This window comes from Myroides guanonis, from assembly GCF_900114085.1.
Lineage (GTDB): Bacteria > Bacteroidota > Bacteroidia > Flavobacteriales > Flavobacteriaceae > Flavobacterium > Flavobacterium guanonis.
In genome coordinates, this window is sequence record NZ_FORU01000006.1 from 97,310 (window position 1) to 113,381 (window position 16,072).

Annotated in this window: 17 protein-coding genes; 8 read left to right on the plus strand and 9 right to left on the minus strand. The window is 32.4% G+C overall.

Annotation, left to right across the window (positions count from 1 at the left end; all coding sequences use genetic code 11):
• Positions 1 to 97: 97 nt before the first annotated feature.
• From tgt to dnaB, 5 genes are all read left to right on the plus strand, one after another.
• Positions 98 to 1,228: a tRNA guanosine(34) transglycosylase Tgt gene (gene tgt, locus BM024_RS06925; protein ID WP_090678731.1), complete on the plus strand. Its 1,131-nt coding sequence runs from the start codon at positions 98 to 100 to the stop codon at positions 1,226 to 1,228.
• A 17-nt stretch (positions 1,229 to 1,245) separates the two neighbouring features.
• Positions 1,246 to 2,322, plus strand: coding sequence for an LptF/LptG family permease (locus BM024_RS06930; RefSeq protein WP_090678732.1), 1,077 nt, complete (start codon positions 1,246 to 1,248; stop codon positions 2,320 to 2,322).
• Positions 2,309 to 3,202, plus strand: coding sequence for a DMT family transporter (locus tag BM024_RS06935; RefSeq protein WP_090678733.1), 894 nt, complete (start codon positions 2,309 to 2,311; stop codon positions 3,200 to 3,202). The genes BM024_RS06930 and BM024_RS06935 overlap by 14 nt, the downstream gene beginning before the upstream one ends.
• 63 nt (positions 3,203 to 3,265) lie before the next feature.
• The gene (locus tag BM024_RS06940; RefSeq protein ID WP_090678734.1) at positions 3,266 to 4,219 is read left to right on the plus strand and encodes an acetyl-CoA carboxylase carboxyltransferase subunit alpha; all 954 of its coding nucleotides are present in this window, start codon (positions 3,266 to 3,268) and stop codon (positions 4,217 to 4,219) included.
• Between the two features lie 138 nt (positions 4,220 to 4,357).
• On the plus strand, positions 4,358 to 5,890 hold the full coding sequence (dnaB, locus tag BM024_RS06945) for a replicative DNA helicase (protein WP_090678735.1): 1,533 nt from the start codon (positions 4,358 to 4,360) through the stop codon (positions 5,888 to 5,890).
• A gap of 50 nt (positions 5,891 to 5,940) precedes the next feature.
• Here the strand turns inward: dnaB and BM024_RS06950 are convergent, their stop codons facing one another.
• From BM024_RS06950 to rsfS, 7 genes are all read right to left on the minus strand, one after another.
• Positions 5,941 to 6,720, minus strand: a complete 780-nt coding sequence (locus BM024_RS06950; protein ID WP_090678736.1) for a superoxide dismutase — start codon at positions 6,718 to 6,720, stop codon at positions 5,941 to 5,943.
• Positions 6,698 to 6,964, minus strand: a complete 267-nt coding sequence (locus BM024_RS06955; protein WP_090678737.1) for an acyl-CoA-binding protein — start codon at positions 6,962 to 6,964, stop codon at positions 6,698 to 6,700. Before BM024_RS06955 ends, BM024_RS06950 begins: the two co-directional genes overlap by 23 nt.
• A gap of 8 nt (positions 6,965 to 6,972) precedes the next feature.
• The gene (locus BM024_RS06960; RefSeq protein WP_090678738.1) at positions 6,973 to 7,623 is read right to left on the minus strand and encodes a phosphatidylserine decarboxylase family protein; all 651 of its coding nucleotides are present in this window, start codon (positions 7,621 to 7,623) and stop codon (positions 6,973 to 6,975) included.
• A 2-nt stretch (positions 7,624 to 7,625) separates the two neighbouring features.
• On the minus strand, positions 7,626 to 8,417 hold the full coding sequence (locus BM024_RS06965) for a phosphatidate cytidylyltransferase (protein ID WP_090678739.1): 792 nt from the start codon (positions 8,415 to 8,417) through the stop codon (positions 7,626 to 7,628).
• A gap of 1 nt (position 8,418) precedes the next feature.
• Positions 8,419 to 9,021 carry an LUD domain-containing protein gene (locus tag BM024_RS06970; RefSeq protein WP_090678786.1) on the minus strand — a complete coding sequence of 201 codons (603 nt, stop codon included), beginning with the start codon at positions 9,019 to 9,021 and terminating at the stop codon, positions 8,419 to 8,421.
• Between the two features lie 116 nt (positions 9,022 to 9,137).
• Positions 9,138 to 11,069, minus strand: coding sequence for an ATP-dependent zinc metalloprotease FtsH (gene ftsH / locus BM024_RS06975; RefSeq protein ID WP_090678740.1), 1,932 nt, complete (start codon positions 11,067 to 11,069; stop codon positions 9,138 to 9,140).
• Positions 11,070 to 11,095: 26 nt separating this feature from the next.
• Positions 11,096 to 11,467, minus strand: coding sequence for a ribosome silencing factor (gene rsfS / locus BM024_RS06980; protein ID WP_090678741.1), 372 nt, complete (start codon positions 11,465 to 11,467; stop codon positions 11,096 to 11,098).
• A 95-nt stretch (positions 11,468 to 11,562) separates the two neighbouring features.
• On the opposite strand from rsfS, the gene BM024_RS06985 reads away from it, so the two are divergent.
• Entirely contained in the window at positions 11,563 to 12,294 is a 732-nt protein-coding gene (locus tag BM024_RS06985) for a biotin--[acetyl-CoA-carboxylase] ligase (protein WP_090678742.1), read from the plus strand.
• 11 nt (positions 12,295 to 12,305) lie between these two features.
• On the opposite strand, the gene msrB is transcribed toward BM024_RS06985, so the two are convergent.
• Both msrB and BM024_RS06995 read right to left on the minus strand, forming a co-directional pair.
• The gene (gene msrB, locus BM024_RS06990) at positions 12,306 to 12,689 is read right to left on the minus strand and encodes a peptide-methionine (R)-S-oxide reductase MsrB (protein ID WP_245753871.1); all 384 of its coding nucleotides are present in this window, start codon (positions 12,687 to 12,689) and stop codon (positions 12,306 to 12,308) included.
• Between the two features lie 82 nt (positions 12,690 to 12,771).
• On the minus strand, positions 12,772 to 13,638 hold the full coding sequence (locus BM024_RS06995) for an alpha/beta hydrolase (RefSeq protein WP_090678787.1): 867 nt from the start codon (positions 13,636 to 13,638) through the stop codon (positions 12,772 to 12,774).
• Between the two features lie 106 nt (positions 13,639 to 13,744).
• On the opposite strand from BM024_RS06995, the gene BM024_RS07000 reads away from it, so the two are divergent.
• Positions 13,745 to 14,554, plus strand: a complete 810-nt coding sequence (locus tag BM024_RS07000; protein ID WP_090678788.1) for a M48 family metallopeptidase — start codon at positions 13,745 to 13,747, stop codon at positions 14,552 to 14,554.
• Positions 14,555 to 14,605: 51 nt separating this feature from the next.
• Positions 14,606 to 15,913 carry an MFS transporter gene (locus tag BM024_RS07005; protein WP_090678744.1) on the plus strand — a complete coding sequence of 436 codons (1,308 nt, stop codon included), beginning with the start codon at positions 14,606 to 14,608 and terminating at the stop codon, positions 15,911 to 15,913.
• The last annotated feature ends 159 nt before the right edge of the window (positions 15,914 to 16,072 follow it).

The window sequence follows — 16,072 nt, forward strand, 5'->3', positions numbered from 1 at the left end:
TAGTTTTAGGTATTAAAAATTAAGTGACATTATATATAAGTTTAAATAATCGTCGATGTATAGATTTAATTATCTTTGTCGATTGTAAAAAGTAACTATGAAATTCGATTTATTACATACAGATCCACTTTCTCGTGCAAGAGCTGGGAAAATCACAACAGATCACGGTGTTATTGAGACACCTATTTTTATGCCTGTTGGTACTGTTGGTACTGTTAAAGGATTGCACCAAAGAGAATTAAGAGATGAAGTAAATCCTGATGTTATTTTAGGAAATACCTATCATTTATATTTAAGACCTAAAACTCCAATTTTAGAGAAGGCTGGTGGATTACATAAGTTTATTAATTGGGATCGTAATATACTTACAGATAGTGGAGGTTTTCAAGTATATTCTTTGTCTGCTAATAGAAAAATTAAAGAAGAAGGAGTTAAGTTTAAATCTCATATAGATGGTTCTTATCATTTCTTTTCACCTGAAAGTGTTATGGAAATTCAACGAACTATTGGTGCGGATATCATAATGGCTTTTGATGAATGTACTCCATATCCTTGTGATTATAGATATGCTAAGCGTTCTATGCATATGACTCATCGATGGTTGGATAGATGTATTAATCATCTAGAAAAAGTGCCTTTTAAGTATGATTATGAACAAACTTTTTTTCCGATTGTTCAAGGAAGTACATATAAGGATTTGAGAGCACAGTCTGCTGAATATATCGCAAATGCTGGTGCTGCTGGTAACGCTATTGGAGGACTTTCTGTTGGTGAACCTGCAGAAGAGATGTATGAAATGACTGAGGTTGTAACTAATATTTTACCAGTTGATAAACCCAGATATTTGATGGGGGTAGGTACTCCAATTAATATTTTGGAAAACATTGCTTTAGGAATTGATATGTTTGATTGTGTTATGCCAACTCGTAATGCTAGAAACGGTATGTTGTTTACATCAGAGGGAATTATTAATATTAAGAATAAAAAGTGGGAAGATGATTTGTCTCCAATTGATGCAATGGGACATACATGGGTAGATTTGGAATATTCTAAGGCTTACTTAAGACATTTGTTTGCAGCTAATGAGTCATTAGGGAAACAAATTGCCTCTATTCATAATTTAGGTTTTTATATGTGGTTGGTTAGGGAGGCTAGAGTACAAATTTTAGCTGGAACCTTTTATGACTGGAAAAATAAAATGGTTAAAAAACTAGGAGAACGTCTATAAATACCTGCTCAGGAGCGATGAAAATAATTGATTGGTACATATTAAAAAGATATCTAGCAACATTTACTGTGATGTTGATCTTGTTTATCCCTATTGGAATTATTATTGATGTTTCTGAAAAAATAAATAGAATTTTAGCAAATAAAGTGCCTCTTACTGCGGTAATGAGTTACTATTTAGATTTTACAATCTATTTCGCTAATATGTTATTTCCTATTTTTCTTTTTATTTCGATTATCTGGTTTACTTCAAAACTTGCTAATAATACTGAAATTGTTGCAATTCTTAGCTCTGGAATTTCATTTAGTAGGTTTTTAAGACCCTATGTTATTGGAGCGACTTTTGTGTGTCTTTTTGCTCTTGTTATGTCAGTTTTTATTGTTCCAAGAGCTAGTGCGGGGTATAATGATTTTAGATATAAGTATTTAAAGAAGAATGATGCTGTTAGAGAAAGTCAAGATGTTTATAGGCAAATCAATGAAAAGGAATTTATATACGTTAGTAGCTTTAACTATTTAACGAAAACGGGGTACAATTTTACACTTGAGGAGTTTGAGGGTAATAAATTGGTTTCAAAAATGAGTGCCAGTAGGATTACATTTAATCCTGAAGAGGATAATTACACGCTTACTAATTATTTTAAAAGAATTGTAGGGGAGAATGATGATGTAATAGAGCAGTTAGATACTAAGGATTTGGAGCTCGATTTTGATATAGATGATTTAACCCCTGTTATTTATGCCGCTGAGACGATGTCTCTAAGAGATCTAAATCGATTTATAGAAAAAGAACAAATGCGTGGTTCTTCTAATATTAACACCTATCTTGTGGTCAAATATAAAAAGTATAGTGGTCCTGTTTCAGCATTTATACTAACTATTATTGCGGTTTCTGTTTCTTCAATGAAAAGGAGAGGTGGTATGGGGGTTAATCTGGCGATAGGTATTGCTTTGGCTTTTACCTATGTGTTTTTCGATAAGATTTTCGGTACCCTTGCAGAAGCCTCGAGTATTCCTCCATTATTTGCAGTATGGTTTCCAAATGTTGCATTTGGGATTTTAGCAATATTTTTATTACGCAATGCAAAACGATAGTTTAAGAAGTTATTTTAAACTCCATTTTATAGTTTTAATTTGGGGTTTTACTGCGATTATAGGAAATTTAATTACTCTTGATGCATTACCTCTAGTATGGTTTAGAATTGGAATTGCAGTGATTACCTTGTTCCTTTTTTTTTGTATTACAAAGAAGTCTTTCGTAGTTCCTAAAAAAGCACTAATAAAGTTTCTACTTGCTGGGATTGTAATAGCTGTTCACTGGTTAACTTTCTTTTGGGCAATAAAAGTGTCTAATGTTTCTGTGACTTTAGCTTGTATTTCTACTGGTGCATTTTTCGCATCTATTTTAGAACCTATTTTTTATAAAAGAAAAGTTATTCTGTACGAAGTTTTCTTCGGATTCCTAGTGATTATAGCTTTGGGGGTTATATTTAGTGTAGAAAGTCAGTACATAGAAGGAATTATGTTAGCATTGTTTTCGGCGTTTCTCTCTGCTTTATTTTCGATTATTAACGGAAAGTTTATTGTTAAGAATGATGCTTCCGTTATAACGTTTTATGAACTAACAGGAGGTTTACTGATATTGAGTTTGTTTTTATTGTTTTCCGGAGGATTTAATATTGCTTTTTTTCAAGTTAGTGCAATGGATTGGTTTTGGCTATTAATTCTAGGTGTGTTTTGTACTGCTTATGCATTTTTGTCTTCAGTTAAAGTTATGAAGTATCTCACTCCTTATACAGTAATGTTAACTATTAATTTAGAACCTGTTTACGGTATTATATTAGCTGTATTAATTTTTAAGGATAGTGAGAAAATGACACCCGAATTTTATTTAGGAGCATTGCTTATTTTGTCTACGGTCGTGTTAAATGGCGTTGTTAAAAATAGAAAAAAACGAAAACTTAGTGAAGGATAGTAATTCTACAGTATAAAAAACTATCTTTGCACCTTATAACTGAACTAAAATTTTACTCATAGAATGGAATATTTAGATTTTGAACTTCCAATAAAAGAGCTCGAGGAGCAGTTAACAAAATGTAATATAATTGGGGAGGAATCGGACGTTGATGTTACATCTACGTGTAAACAGATTGAACAAAAATTAGAGGAAACTAAAAAAAGCATATATAAGAATTTGACTCCTTGGCAAAGAGTACAGCTATCTAGACATCCTAATAGACCCTATACATTAGATTATATCAAAGCTTTATGTGGAGATACATTCTTAGAATTATTTGGTGACAGAAATGTAAAGGATGATAAAGCTATGATTGGCGGACTAGGAAAAATTGGTGACCAATCTTATATGTTTATCGGACAACAGAAAGGTTTTAATACAAAGACTAGACAGTTTAGAAATTTTGGTATGGCAAATCCTGAGGGATATAGAAAAGCTTTGCGATTGATGAAAATGGCGGAGAAGTTCAATGTTCCTATTGTTACTCTTATCGATACTCCTGGAGCTTATCCAGGTCTTGAAGCTGAAGAAAGAGGGCAAGGTGAAGCTATTGCTCGTAATATTTATGAAATGTTTCGAGTTCAGGTACCTATCATAGCTATAATTATTGGTGAAGGAGCTTCTGGTGGTGCTTTGGGAATCGGTGTTGGAGACAGAGTTTTTATGCTTGAAAATACTTGGTATTCTGTAATTTCACCTGAGTCATGTTCTTCAATTTTGTGGAGAAGTTGGGAGTATAAAGAACAAGCTGCTGAATCATTGAAGCTTACTTCTTATGATATGAAGAAAAACAAACTGGTTGATGATATTATTCCTGAACCTGTAGGAGGTGCTCATTCTGATAGGGAAACAACGTTTGCTACAGTTAAAGAATACATAGAAAAGTCATACGAAACACTTAAGAAAATGCCTGTTGATAAAATGATTGACGAGCGTATGGAGAAGTATTTTGAAATGGGAGAATATAAAGAATAGTTTACTACTGTTTTTCTGTAATAGAATCCGAAGCATTGCTTCGGATTTTTTTGTTATTAACAATTTTATTGTTTTTATAAACATTTATTATGGATAAATTGAATTGAGTAATCAGTAAAAATCATGTATTTTCGCATTATGGAACATGTAAAAGAAGTAAGACCGAAAAGTAATTTCTCTAAAGGTGTAGTAGCTTTAGAAAAAGGGAAAATTCCTCCACAAGCTGTTGATTTAGAAGAGGCTGTGTTGGGGGCTATGATGATTGATAAAAAGGGGATTGATGAGGTAATTGATATTTTGCAACCTGAGGCATTTTATAAAGAGGCCCATAAACTTATATTTGAAGCTATTGATCAACTATTTGTTGGTAACCAACCAATTGATATTTTAACTGTTTCAAATCAATTGAGAAAGAATGCAAAGTTAGAGCTTGTTGGTGGGGATTATTATTTAGTTAGTTTAACTCAAAAAATAACTTCTTCTGCACATATTGAGTTTCACTCTAGAATTATTTTGCAGAAATTTATTCAACGTAGTTTGATTAAAATTTCTAATGAGATTATTGAGGATTCCTACGATGAGACTACGGATGTTTTTGATTTGCTAGATAAAGCTGAATCTAGACTGTATGAAGTTACTCAAGGAAATATTAAGAAAAGTTCCGAGACAGCACAATCATTAGTCGCTCAAGCGAAAAAGAGAATTGAGGAAATAGGGAATAAAGAAGGCTTAAGCGGATTACCAACAGGTTTTCATAAACTTGATGAATTAACTTCCGGATGGCAACCAAGTGACTTGATAATTATTGCAGCTCGTCCTGGTATGGGAAAAACGGCTTTTGTCTTGTCTATGGCTCGTAACATTGCAATAAATGCAGATCAGCCAGTTGTTTTATTTTCATTAGAGATGTCTTCTGTTCAGTTAATTACTCGTTTGATATCTTCGGAAACTAGTTTGTCTTCTGAAAAACTCAGAACTGGTAAGCTAGAACAACACGAGTGGGAGCAGTTAAATGTTAAAGTGAAAGACTTAGAACGTGCACCATTATATATTGATGATACACCTTCCTTGTCTATTTTTGACCTTAGAGCTAAAGCTAGGCGATTGGCTTCCCAGCACGGAATTAAATTAATTATTATAGATTACTTGCAATTGATGACTGCTGGTGGTAATTCTAAAGGTGGAGGAAATCGTGAACAAGAGATTTCTACTATTTCTCGAAACTTAAAAGCCTTGGCGAAGGAGTTGAATGTTCCAGTTATTGCTCTTTCGCAGTTATCTCGTGCAGTTGAAACTCGTGGTACTTCAAAAAGACCATTATTATCGGATTTAAGGGAGTCTGGAGCTATTGAGCAAGATGCTGATATTGTATCGTTTATTTATCGACCTGAGTATTATAAAATCGATGAATGGGATGATGAAGAGCGTAGTCCTACAGAAGGTCAAGCTGAGTTCATCATAGCTAAGCATAGAAATGGTGGGTTGGATAATATTAGACTGAAGTTTATTGGTAAACTCGGTAAGTTTGACAACTTAGAGGATAATTTAATGTCATTTGATGCTTTACCTTCTCAGATAAACGGGGAGGAGCAGAGTAATTTTACACGAGGACTTCCTTCAAGCGAAGATGTATTCGGGAGTTCAATGCCTGATGATGATATTCCTTTTTAAATGAAGTGTACATATAGAATAAAAAAAGCGCCCTGAAGAGGGCGCTTTTTTTATTCTATATGTGATTCTAGTTTTGAGCTTACAAAATCCCAATCTATGTGATTAATAAATTCATTTATGTATTGTTCTTTATTGTTCTGATAGGTTGGATAATAAGCATGCTCCCAAAGATCGATTGTTAAAAGAGGTAATCCTCCTTTATATAAGCTATTGTTAAAAGGAGTATCGTTGTTTTGAGTAGCCACTATGCTGAGAGTTCCTTCGTTGTAAATTAGCCATACCCAACCTGAAGCTATTAGTTCATTGGCGGTCTTTTTAAATTTGTTTTTAAACTCATCTAGGCTACCAAAATCTTTTGTTAGTCTATCCGTTAATATGGCATTAGGTAGAGTGTTGGCTTTTTTACTTATGGATTTCCAATATAAATTATGGTTGTAAAATCCTCCAGCGTTCGATATTAGATTAGAGTTAGATGTTTCAGCTGATTTTAAAATTGTTTCTATGTTGTGTTGTTGTAAGCCTAATTGGTCCATCAATTTGTTTAGTGCATTTGCATAATCTAAATGATGTCTACTATAATGTAGTTCTGCGTTAGATGGAGTTATGAAAGATGGGATAGCGTCATATTTGAATGGTAATCCCTCCATATCAAAAGGTCCGTGTGTTGTTTTTACCAGACTAGGGTCTGGAAATTGACTTTCTTTAATGAAAGTACTTTTGACTGGTATTTGTACCTCTGTTAACTCCTTGTCGTTTTGACAACTAAACAAGAATAAAGTAAACACTATAAGTGTTGGAGTGAAGGTTTTAATTTTCTTTGAAAATTTCATGAGCTATTTTGATATATTCTCTTTTAGCTTCTTCTGTTGATAAGTGACTAACTTGTGTCCAAGCATTAAACTTAAAAGAGTTTTTTAAGCTTTGTGACATGTTTTCAAAATCTTTATGACTCAAACCTTGTGTAGCTTGTTTATAGTAAGCATATATTCGTAACATCACGTCTGGAGGTAAGTTAATAGCTTCTTCGGATATTTTGGTATATGCTTCTTCAAATTCCTTATCTAATGAGTCCATAGCTGAGTTTATTTAGTAGCTATAATGGTTTGGTTACCAATGGCTTTTTGATTTAAGGTTACATTTACTTTTGTTCCTAATGGAAGGTAAAGATCTACTCTTGAACCGAACTTAATAAAACCAGCATCATTACCTTGGATTACATTCGTTGATGGTTTTGCGTAATTTACTATTCTCCTTGCTAATGCTCCTGCTATTTGTCTATACATAACTTCTCCGAAAACTGGATTGTCAATAACGACGGTAGTTCGCTCGTTTTCTTCACTTGCTTTTGGGTGCCATGCTACTAGGTACTTTCCAGGATGATACTTACTGTATTTTACAATTCCACTTAAAGCATACCTTGTAACATGTACATTGATGGGAGACATGAAGATTGAGACCATAAGTTTTTTTTCTTTAAAATACTCAGGTTCATAAACTTCCTCAATTACTACTACTTTTCCATCAACAGGAGCAATAATGATATTGTCACTAATTTGTAAATCTCTTTTCGGATTTCGGAAGAATTGTAGAACCATTAATAGGAAAAACAAAACCACAACCTGTACTAGAGTTTTTAACCAACTAATTTGAATAAGGTAATCTGTTGCTAATATTGCAATTACTGCTAAAAATAGCGTGATCAAAATAATTTTCGCTCCTTCTTTGTGAAACATAACTATTGAAATGTTTTAAAAATTAAATATAAAAATGGTGCTACAAAGATAATACTATCTAATCGATCTAGTATTCCTCCATGGCCTGGCATAATCTTTCCACTATCTTTTACATTGGCTTGCCTCTTGAATTTCGATTCAACAAGGTCTCCAATTGTTCCGAAAAGGCTTACAAAAATAGCACTACTAATCCATATAATACTATTGTAAAATGAAAAATAGTAGCTAATTACTAAACTAGCTATTATTGTAAATAAAATACCGCCCAAAAAGCCTTCTATTGTTTTTTTAGGAGATATTCTTTCAAATAACTTGTTTTTACCAAATGATTTTCCGGTTAAATATGCGAAAGTATCATTTGTCCAGATTAGAATAAATATACCAATGATCACTCTCGGTTCATATTTATTATCTATAAGTGGTATTTTTAATAGTGTAATAAATGGAATACTTATATATCCGATTAAGAAAAGATAATTTAAGTATTTGCTTTGGCTATCTATATTTTTTTGAAATAATTGTATTAAGAGGAGAATAAGTATTATTACTCCAAATAGGTTGTAATAATAAAAAGGTATTATACTCTGAGTGAAATAGATTGCTAGTACCGGTAATATTGCTATTATAAAGCTTTTTAGAATTGGAAGGTCTGTTAGTTTTGAAAATTCATATATTCCAATTAGCAAAAAAGAAAGTATTAGTATTTGGTAGCTCCATTCGGAATATAAAGTAGCTCCAATTAGTAATATAATATATATAAGTCCAGAAATAGACCTTGTAATATTTTCAGACATATTATAAGTCTTCTAGAAGTATTAAATATAAATTTTTAGGTGCACTGCCGTAGTTTAAAAAACTATCATTATTAGAGCTACTAAAGCATTTGATAGCTGTTATATTACTTGGAAATTCCGTTAGATATTTATTTTTTATAATACGTAGACCATCACTTTTACTTCTTGTGATTTGACTAGTCCTAGCAAATACTATAATATTGGTTGGTAGTTCAGTAGATTTTAAATGTGAAAGCTGTGTTGAAGAGAATAAAATAGAACCTTCGTCAGCTATTAAACTTTCACAAGTTGCTACAAAGAATACTGGGTTTTGTATGTTTTTATAATAAATTCTATTCTCTTGAAGTAAAGGATAAATTTCTTTTTCAAAAGTGATTGCTTCAGATTCAAACCAATCATTTTCAACTAAAATGTTGACAAAAGTATCTTGTAATTCCGCTTCAGTTTCACAATACAGAAACTTACCACCATTGTTTTTAAAGTTCATAGTGAACTCCTCGTCGATAGGGAGTTCTATCTCTGGCAGATATTGACTTTCTTTTGGTTGGTCTGCGGTTGAAGGGTTATTAAAAAAACCTTTAAATATATTTTTTAAAAAACTCATATACTCAATTAGAGAAATAATGTTCGAATAGAACATTCAAAGATAGAAAAAATCTTAACTTAATAGTTACTTTAAGTTAAGATTTTTAGTTATATTAATGCAAGTTGTTACTTGGGTTATTCAGTAGTAATTGGCTCTTCTTCTTTATCGAAGGGTCTTTTACCAAATATGATTTCTAAGTCTTGTTTAAAAATCACTTCCTTTTCGCAAAGTAGGTCAGCTAATTTTATTAGTTTCTCTCTATTAGCTTCAAGTATTTGTTGTGCTCTTTCGTATTGACCTTCAATTAAACTTGAAATTTCAATGTCGATTGTTCGAGCAGTTTCTTCTGAATATGGTTTTGCAAAGTTGTATTCATTTTGACCTGAAGAGTCGTAATAAGTAACATTACCTATTTTGTCATTTAAACCATATATGGTAACCATTGCTTTGGCTTGTTTCGCAACTTTTTCTAAATCACTTAGCGCACCAGTAGAAATTTTATCAAAGATGATTTTTTCTGCAGCTCTACCTCCCATTGTTGCACACATTTCGTCTAGCATTTGTTCTGTTCTTACAATTGAACGTTCTGCTGGTAAATACCATGCGGCTCCTAAACTTTGACCACGGGGCACTATTGTAACTTTAACAAGCGGTGCGGCATGCTCCAACATCCAACTTACAGTTGCGTGACCAGCTTCATGTATGGCTATAGCATACTTTTCTTCTGGAGTAATAATTTTATTTTTCTTTTCCAAACCTCCGATGATGCGGTCTACTGCATCTAAGAAGTCTTGCATATCTACTTGTTTTTTGTCTTTTCTTGCAGCTGTAAGTGCAGCTTCATTACAAACATTAGCAATGTCTGCTCCAGAAAATCCAGGTGTTTGTTTCGCAAGGAAATCTATATCTAAATTATCTACCTTTTTAATACTTCTTAAATGTACTTCGAAGATTTGCTCTCTTTCTTTTACATCCGGTAAGTCAACGTATATTTGTCTGTCAAATCTACCTGCTCTAAGTAATGCTTTGTCAAGGATTTCAGCTCTATTAGTTGCAGCTAAAACAATCACATTAGTATGTGATCCAAAACCATCCATTTCCGTTAATAGTTGGTTTAAAGTATTTTCTCTTTCGTCGTTAGAACCTGAAAAGTTGCTTTTACCCCTAGCTCTACCAACAGCATCAATTTCGTCAATAAATATAATAGCAGGAGATTTTTCTTTAGCTTGTTTGAAAAGGTCTCGAACTCTTGATGCTCCTACACCTACAAACATTTCTACGAAGTCTGAACCAGATAGTGAGAAGAATGGAACTTTTGCTTCTCCCGCAACAGCTTTTGCTAATAAAGTCTTTCCTGTACCAGGAGGTCCTACCAATAATGCTCCTTTTGGAATTTTACCTCCTATTGAAGTGTATTTTTCTGGGTTTTTTAAAAATTCTACGATTTCAACAATTTCTTCTTTTGCACCTTCTAATCCAGCTACATCCTTGAATGTTACTTTTACATCGTTTTTTTCGTCGAATAGTTTTGCTTTAGATTTTCCTATTGAGAAAATTTGACTTCCGCCACCTCCAGCTCCACCGCCTGTCATGCGTCTCATCATAAATAACCAGAAACCTATAATAATGATTATAGGAAGCATACTAAAAAAGATATCCCCCCAGTTGCTTTCAGGTTCAGATTTGTATTCGGTTAATTTACCTTGTGAAGAGGCTTCATCCAGTTTCTTTTGAAATATTTCAGAGTTACCAATATCTGTTAAGAATTGTGGCCCTGTACTTTCTTTTCCAAGTATACTTTTCTTTTGAAGATTTTCAAATTCACTGTTTTTTAAAGCATCTTCGGTTAAGTATATTTTTGCTACAGTTCTATTAAATTCGACTTTCTCTACATAAGATGAGTCAAGATATTGATAGAACTTAGACAAACTTAATTGCTTAGAGTCACCAAAACTACTTCCATTTGATAGGAAGTTTATTACTAGTACTATGACTACAACGCTACCATATAACAACCATGGGTTGTATTTTGGTTTGTTTGAGTTAGGATTGATATTTTTAGACATGTAATATGTTTAAAATTAATTGATATTTAGTATTGCGATTGGATGACTGTTGTTTTTGCATCACCCCACAAGTTTTCGATTCTATAGAATTCGCGTATGTTTTTTTGAAATACGTGAACGACTATGTTTACATAATCCATTAAAATCCATTCTGCATTTTCTTGTCCCTCAACATGCCATGGTTTGTCATGAAGTTCTTTCGAAACAATTTTTTGAATTGAAGATGCTATTGAGTTTACTTGAGTGTTGGATTTACCTTCACAAACTACAAAGTAGTCACATGGTGTGTTGTCAATATTTCTTAAATCAAGAATGTTTATGTTCTCTCCTTTTACTTCTTCGATTCCCTTGATGATGCTCGCTAGCAAATCGTCATTGTTGATTTTTTTAACTGTCATTTATTTTTTAAGTATTTGTGCAAAGTTATCCTTTTTGTAGCTAATTTTGGCTCCAAATATATGAATCACTTCTAACTATTCCATATTTATTTCTAATGAATATAATCAAACTCGATGCCATAGGCTCTACGAATGTTTATTTAAAGAATTTATTAGCAAATCTTAATCTTGAAAACTTCACAGTAGTTGTTGCAGAAAATCAAACTGCGGGTAAGGGACAAAGGGGAGCTGTATGGAATTCTGAACCTTCTAGTAATCTAACCTTTAGTGTTTTAGTTAAGGATTTGTTGTTGGGGATTGAATCAATTTACGATTTGAATGTTGCAGTTTCATTGAGTGTTTTTAACGCAATAAAAATCTTAGGAATCGGTGGTTTGTCGATTAAATGGCCAAACGACATTTTGGCAGATAATAAAAAAGTTGGAGGGATTTTAATTGAAAACATTATAAAATCTAATGGAGAAATATTTTCTGTTGTAGGTATTGGAATTAATGTTAATCAGAAGATCTTTGGTGATTTGTCACAAGCTTCTTCTTTGGCGAACATGGCTGGAAAGGATTTTGATAAGGAAATCTTGATGAATAGTGTGTTGAAGCAATTGCGATATTATTTTAATTCTTTGAGGAATGGACATAAGAAAGCGATTTGGCAAGAGTATCATAATAATCTGTATAGAATATCTACCCCAAGCGCTTTTGAACTTCCTTCAGGTGAGCGCTTTATGGGGATTATTCAAAATGTTAGCCAGCAAGGAACATTGGTGGTTTTGTTGGAAAGTGGAAATACAGTTGAATATTATATTAAGGAAGTAAAAATACTCTACTAGCTACCTTTTGACTATTTGTGTTTAAATTTTAATGATATAGAATTCATGCAATAACGTTGGCCTGTGGTGTCTTTTGGTCCATCGTTAAATACATGTCCTAGATGGCTTTTGCAATTAGAACAAACTACTTCAGTTCTTGTCATACCATGAGAGTGGTCTTCAATATATTCTACAGAACCTTTTATAGCTTGATCGAAAGAAGGCCAGCCACAATGTGCGTCAAATTTAGTAACTGATTCAAAAAGTTTTTGTCCACAAGCTGCACAATGATATGTGCCGTCTTCATGAAAATCATTGTATTTGCCCGAAAAAGGTGGTTCAGTACCTTTTTGTCTTAATACATAATATTCTTCATCGCTTAGATTTGATTTATAGTATTCTTCAGAATTTGCCATAATATTAAGATTTTGAGATTTGGTTTTTTGACACGTAATTAGTGTGAAAGTTACGAAAAGTATGGGTAAGAGTTTAAGTACGCTATTCATTATTAATAAAATTATTTATCCTATTAATTACATTTTTTGATCCTAATATCTTTCTGTGACCTAAATTTTGGGTAATCATAAGTTCTCCATTTTTTATATGCTTATAGATTGAGTGAGCTGCTAATACGGGTACATCTAAATCTTGTTCATCATGTATTACAAGTATAGGTATTGTTAATTGTGAGGCTGATTTATGCACACAAAAACTATCCATACTTTGTTGAAATTGATTTTCGAATCGAACCTTCATTTTAGAAGCAATGATAGATTTTAGATGTAGTTGTTTAACAAAATCATCAATAATGTCTTCAACGACGTCTCCACTACCAATTATAACTGTTTTTTTAGCTTTGAGTCCTCTTTGAATTGCATTAATGGTACTCATGCCACCTAATGAATGACCAATTACAACATCGAATTCTCCATACTCTTTTTGTATAAAAAGTGCAATCTCTATAAACTCGGTCATGTTACTATTGTTTTTTGGTGAAAAACCATGTCCAGGTGCATCAAAGCTTACTATTGTGAAACCTTCCTTTTTTAGTCTGTTTGCTATTGTAACTAACTGAGTTCCTCTACCATTCCAACCATGAATGATTAGTGCTTTTTTATCACCATTTCCATATTTATATGTAACTATTGACTTATTGATAGTAGGGATATAGACGTTATATTTAATGGCTTTTTCCAACATTTCCATTTCTCTTTTCGGTGTTTTAAACTTGATTGGGGTGATGAAGATTTTTTGAGCAAATAATGTAGCCCAATCGCTAGATAGGAATTGTAAGAATTTTCCTGTAAATACTATTGATTTTGGAATTTTCAAAGACTGTTGATGTTTGAAAGAACCGTTTTTCATATCATGTTTTTTACAAAAATAAGCAATTTGTGAGGATAGAGATATTGAATAATTTTTAGAATTGTTGTTTAACATTTTATTTCGTATTATTTTTGAAATAAAAATGATGAAAAAGTACGTTAGTTTACTTGTTGTAGCATTATTAGTTTCATGTGCTACTAATCCTTTTACTGGGTCAAAAACAATGGCTTTGGTAAGTGATAGTTCCCTTTTTCCAACTTCTTTTCAACAATATGATAGCTTCTTAAAAGAGCATAAGGTAATTACTGGTACAAAAGATGCACAGCGGGTTGAGAATGTAGGTGGGAAAATAAGAATGGCTGCTGAAAAATGGCTTAATGCCAATGGATATAAGGGGTATTTAGATGGATATCGATGGGAGTATCATTTAATAGATAGTAAGGAGCCTAATGCTTGGTGTATGCCAGGTGGTAAAATTGTTTTTTACACAGGTATTCTGCCAATTTGTCAAACAGATGCTGGAATTGCTACTGTTATGGGGCATGAGGTTGCACATGCATTAGCTAATCACGGACAACAACGTATGAGTGCAGGAATGTTACAAGAACTTGGTGCAGAAGCATTGAATGTTGCTACTTCAAGTAAGAGTCAACAAACACAGCAGCTTTTTCAAATGGCTTATGGTGGAGGTTCTCAAGTTTTAGGAATGTTACCTTTTAGTAGAAGCCATGAAAGTGAAGCAGATAAAATAGGTTTAACATTAATGGCTATTGCGGGTTACGATCCTAACGAAGCTGTTTCTTTTTGGTCGAGAATGGCTAGCGGATCTGAAGCAAATGGACAATCAGATTTCCTTAGTACTCACCCAAGTAATCAAACGAGAATTTCTGAGTTAAAAAGACTTATTCCAGAAGCTCGTGCAGAAGCATTAAAATTTGGAGTTACGTTTAAATAAAATTTAAATATATAGCTGCCCTTAATAAGCAGCTATTTTTTATTGATATATATGAAAATATTTCAAAAAGGGGATAAAAAAACCTTATTTGCTTGGGCTTTTTATGATTGGGCAAATTCGGTTTATGCATTAGTAATTTCCTCATCTATTTTTCCATTGTATTATGGAGCATTATTCAGAGAAAACGGCATTGAATCATATGAGATTTTTGGTAAAGAATTACCTAGTGAGTCAATAATTAGTTATGTAACCTCATTGGGGTTTTTACTAATTGTTTTGGTGACACCTATTCTTTCTGGTATAGCTGATTTTTTAGGAACTAAAAAGTTTTTTCTTAAATTGTTTTGTTGGATTGGTTCTTTGTCTTGTATGATGCTTTATTTTTTTAACATTGAGAATATTCTAATTAGTCTTTTCATTTACATGATGGCATTAATTGGTTTTTGGGGTAGCCTGGTGTTTTACAATTCTTACTTACCTGATATAGCATTTACTGAACAGCAAGATAAAATTAGTGCAAAGGGATATGCTTTGGGGTATATGGGAAGTGTATTGTTACTGATTTTAAATCTGTTAATGTTGATGAATTTTGAGTTTTTTGGATTCGATTCAGAGATGGAAGCTATGAGAGTTTCATTCGTTTTAGTAGGGTTATGGTGGCTTGGGTTTAGTCAGTATACCTATAAGTATCTTCCAGACTTTAAGAACAAAAATAAAATCACAAAAAATGTTTTCTTTTCAGGGTTTCGAGAATTGAAAAAGGTTTGGACAGAATTGAAAAACCATCCTATTCTAAAAAAGTATTTAGTTGCATTTTTCACTTATAGTATGGCAGTTCAAACAGTAATGATTATAGCTGTTTATTTTGGTGAAAAAGAAATAGAGTGGATTAGTGATGGTCAAAGGACAATGGGACTAATTGTAAGTATATTGATGATTCAATTAGTTGCAATTGTAGGAGCATTTTTAACCTCTTTCGTATCTTCTAAAATTGGAAATATAAATGCTTTAATAGTGATTAATATTCTATGGGTTTTTATTTGTGTATATGCTTATACGATAATAAGTCCAAATGAGTTCTATATTGCAGCTGCAAGTGTAGGATTGGTGATGGGAGGGATTCAGTCGCTTTCACGATCTACTTATTCTAAGTTGTTACCTGAAACAACGGATACAACTTCATTTTTTAGTTTTTATGACGTTACGGAGAAACTTGGAATTGTAATAGGTATGGTTTTGTATGGATTTATAGCTGATTTTACAGGTAAGATGCAAAATGCAATTCTATTTTTAATTGTATTCTTTATAATAGGTGTTATTCTATTAGCAAGAATACCTAAAATAGATAGGGCATCTTAAAGATTTAAAGTAGGATGTTTTAGGGGGTGTTTTTAAATATATAATATTGATGATTGCTCTCTATACTTGATTGATAATTGAATTTGTAGTAGAAATTTAAATCGATTGTCTCAATAAATTAAAAAGAAAATAGAAATTTATCATTTAACATAAAGTTTG

What these genes read in the sequence shown, in the direction of transcription:
- BM024_RS06995 (WP_090678787.1), bottom strand. Translation starts at nt 13,638, where the DNA reads ATGAAAAACGGTTCTTTCAAACATCAACAGTCTTTGAAAATTCCAAAA.
- BM024_RS06940 (WP_090678734.1), top strand. Translation starts at nt 3,266, where the DNA reads ATGGAATATTTAGATTTTGAACTTCCAATAAAAGAGCTCGAGGAGCAG.
- msrB (WP_245753871.1), bottom strand. Translation starts at nt 12,689, where the DNA reads ATGGCAAATTCTGAAGAATACTATAAATCAAATCTAAGCGATGAAGAA.
- BM024_RS07005 (WP_090678744.1), top strand. Translation starts at nt 14,606, where the DNA reads ATGAAAATATTTCAAAAAGGGGATAAAAAAACCTTATTTGCTTGGGCT.
- dnaB (WP_090678735.1), top strand. Translation starts at nt 4,358, where the DNA reads ATGGAACATGTAAAAGAAGTAAGACCGAAAAGTAATTTCTCTAAAGGT.
- BM024_RS06955 (WP_090678737.1), bottom strand. Translation starts at nt 6,964, where the DNA reads ATGGACTCATTAGATAAGGAATTTGAAGAAGCATATACCAAAATATCC.
- ftsH (WP_090678740.1), bottom strand. Translation starts at nt 11,069, where the DNA reads ATGTCTAAAAATATCAATCCTAACTCAAACAAACCAAAATACAACCCA.
- tgt (WP_090678731.1), top strand. Translation starts at nt 98, where the DNA reads ATGAAATTCGATTTATTACATACAGATCCACTTTCTCGTGCAAGAGCT.
- rsfS (WP_090678741.1), bottom strand. Translation starts at nt 11,467, where the DNA reads ATGACAGTTAAAAAAATCAACAATGACGATTTGCTAGCGAGCATCATC.
- BM024_RS06935 (WP_090678733.1), top strand. Translation starts at nt 2,309, where the DNA reads ATGCAAAACGATAGTTTAAGAAGTTATTTTAAACTCCATTTTATAGTT.
- BM024_RS06930 (WP_090678732.1), top strand. Translation starts at nt 1,246, where the DNA reads ATGAAAATAATTGATTGGTACATATTAAAAAGATATCTAGCAACATTT.
- BM024_RS06950 (WP_090678736.1), bottom strand. Translation starts at nt 6,720, where the DNA reads ATGAAATTTTCAAAGAAAATTAAAACCTTCACTCCAACACTTATAGTG.
- BM024_RS06985 (WP_090678742.1), top strand. Translation starts at nt 11,563, where the DNA reads ATGAATATAATCAAACTCGATGCCATAGGCTCTACGAATGTTTATTTA.
- BM024_RS06970 (WP_090678786.1), bottom strand. Translation starts at nt 9,021, where the DNA reads ATGAGTTTTTTAAAAAATATATTTAAAGGTTTTTTTAATAACCCTTCA.
- BM024_RS07000 (WP_090678788.1), top strand. Translation starts at nt 13,745, where the DNA reads ATGAAAAAGTACGTTAGTTTACTTGTTGTAGCATTATTAGTTTCATGT.
- BM024_RS06965 (WP_090678739.1), bottom strand. Translation starts at nt 8,417, where the DNA reads ATGTCTGAAAATATTACAAGGTCTATTTCTGGACTTATATATATTATA.
- BM024_RS06960 (WP_090678738.1), bottom strand. Translation starts at nt 7,623, where the DNA reads ATGTTTCACAAAGAAGGAGCGAAAATTATTTTGATCACGCTATTTTTA.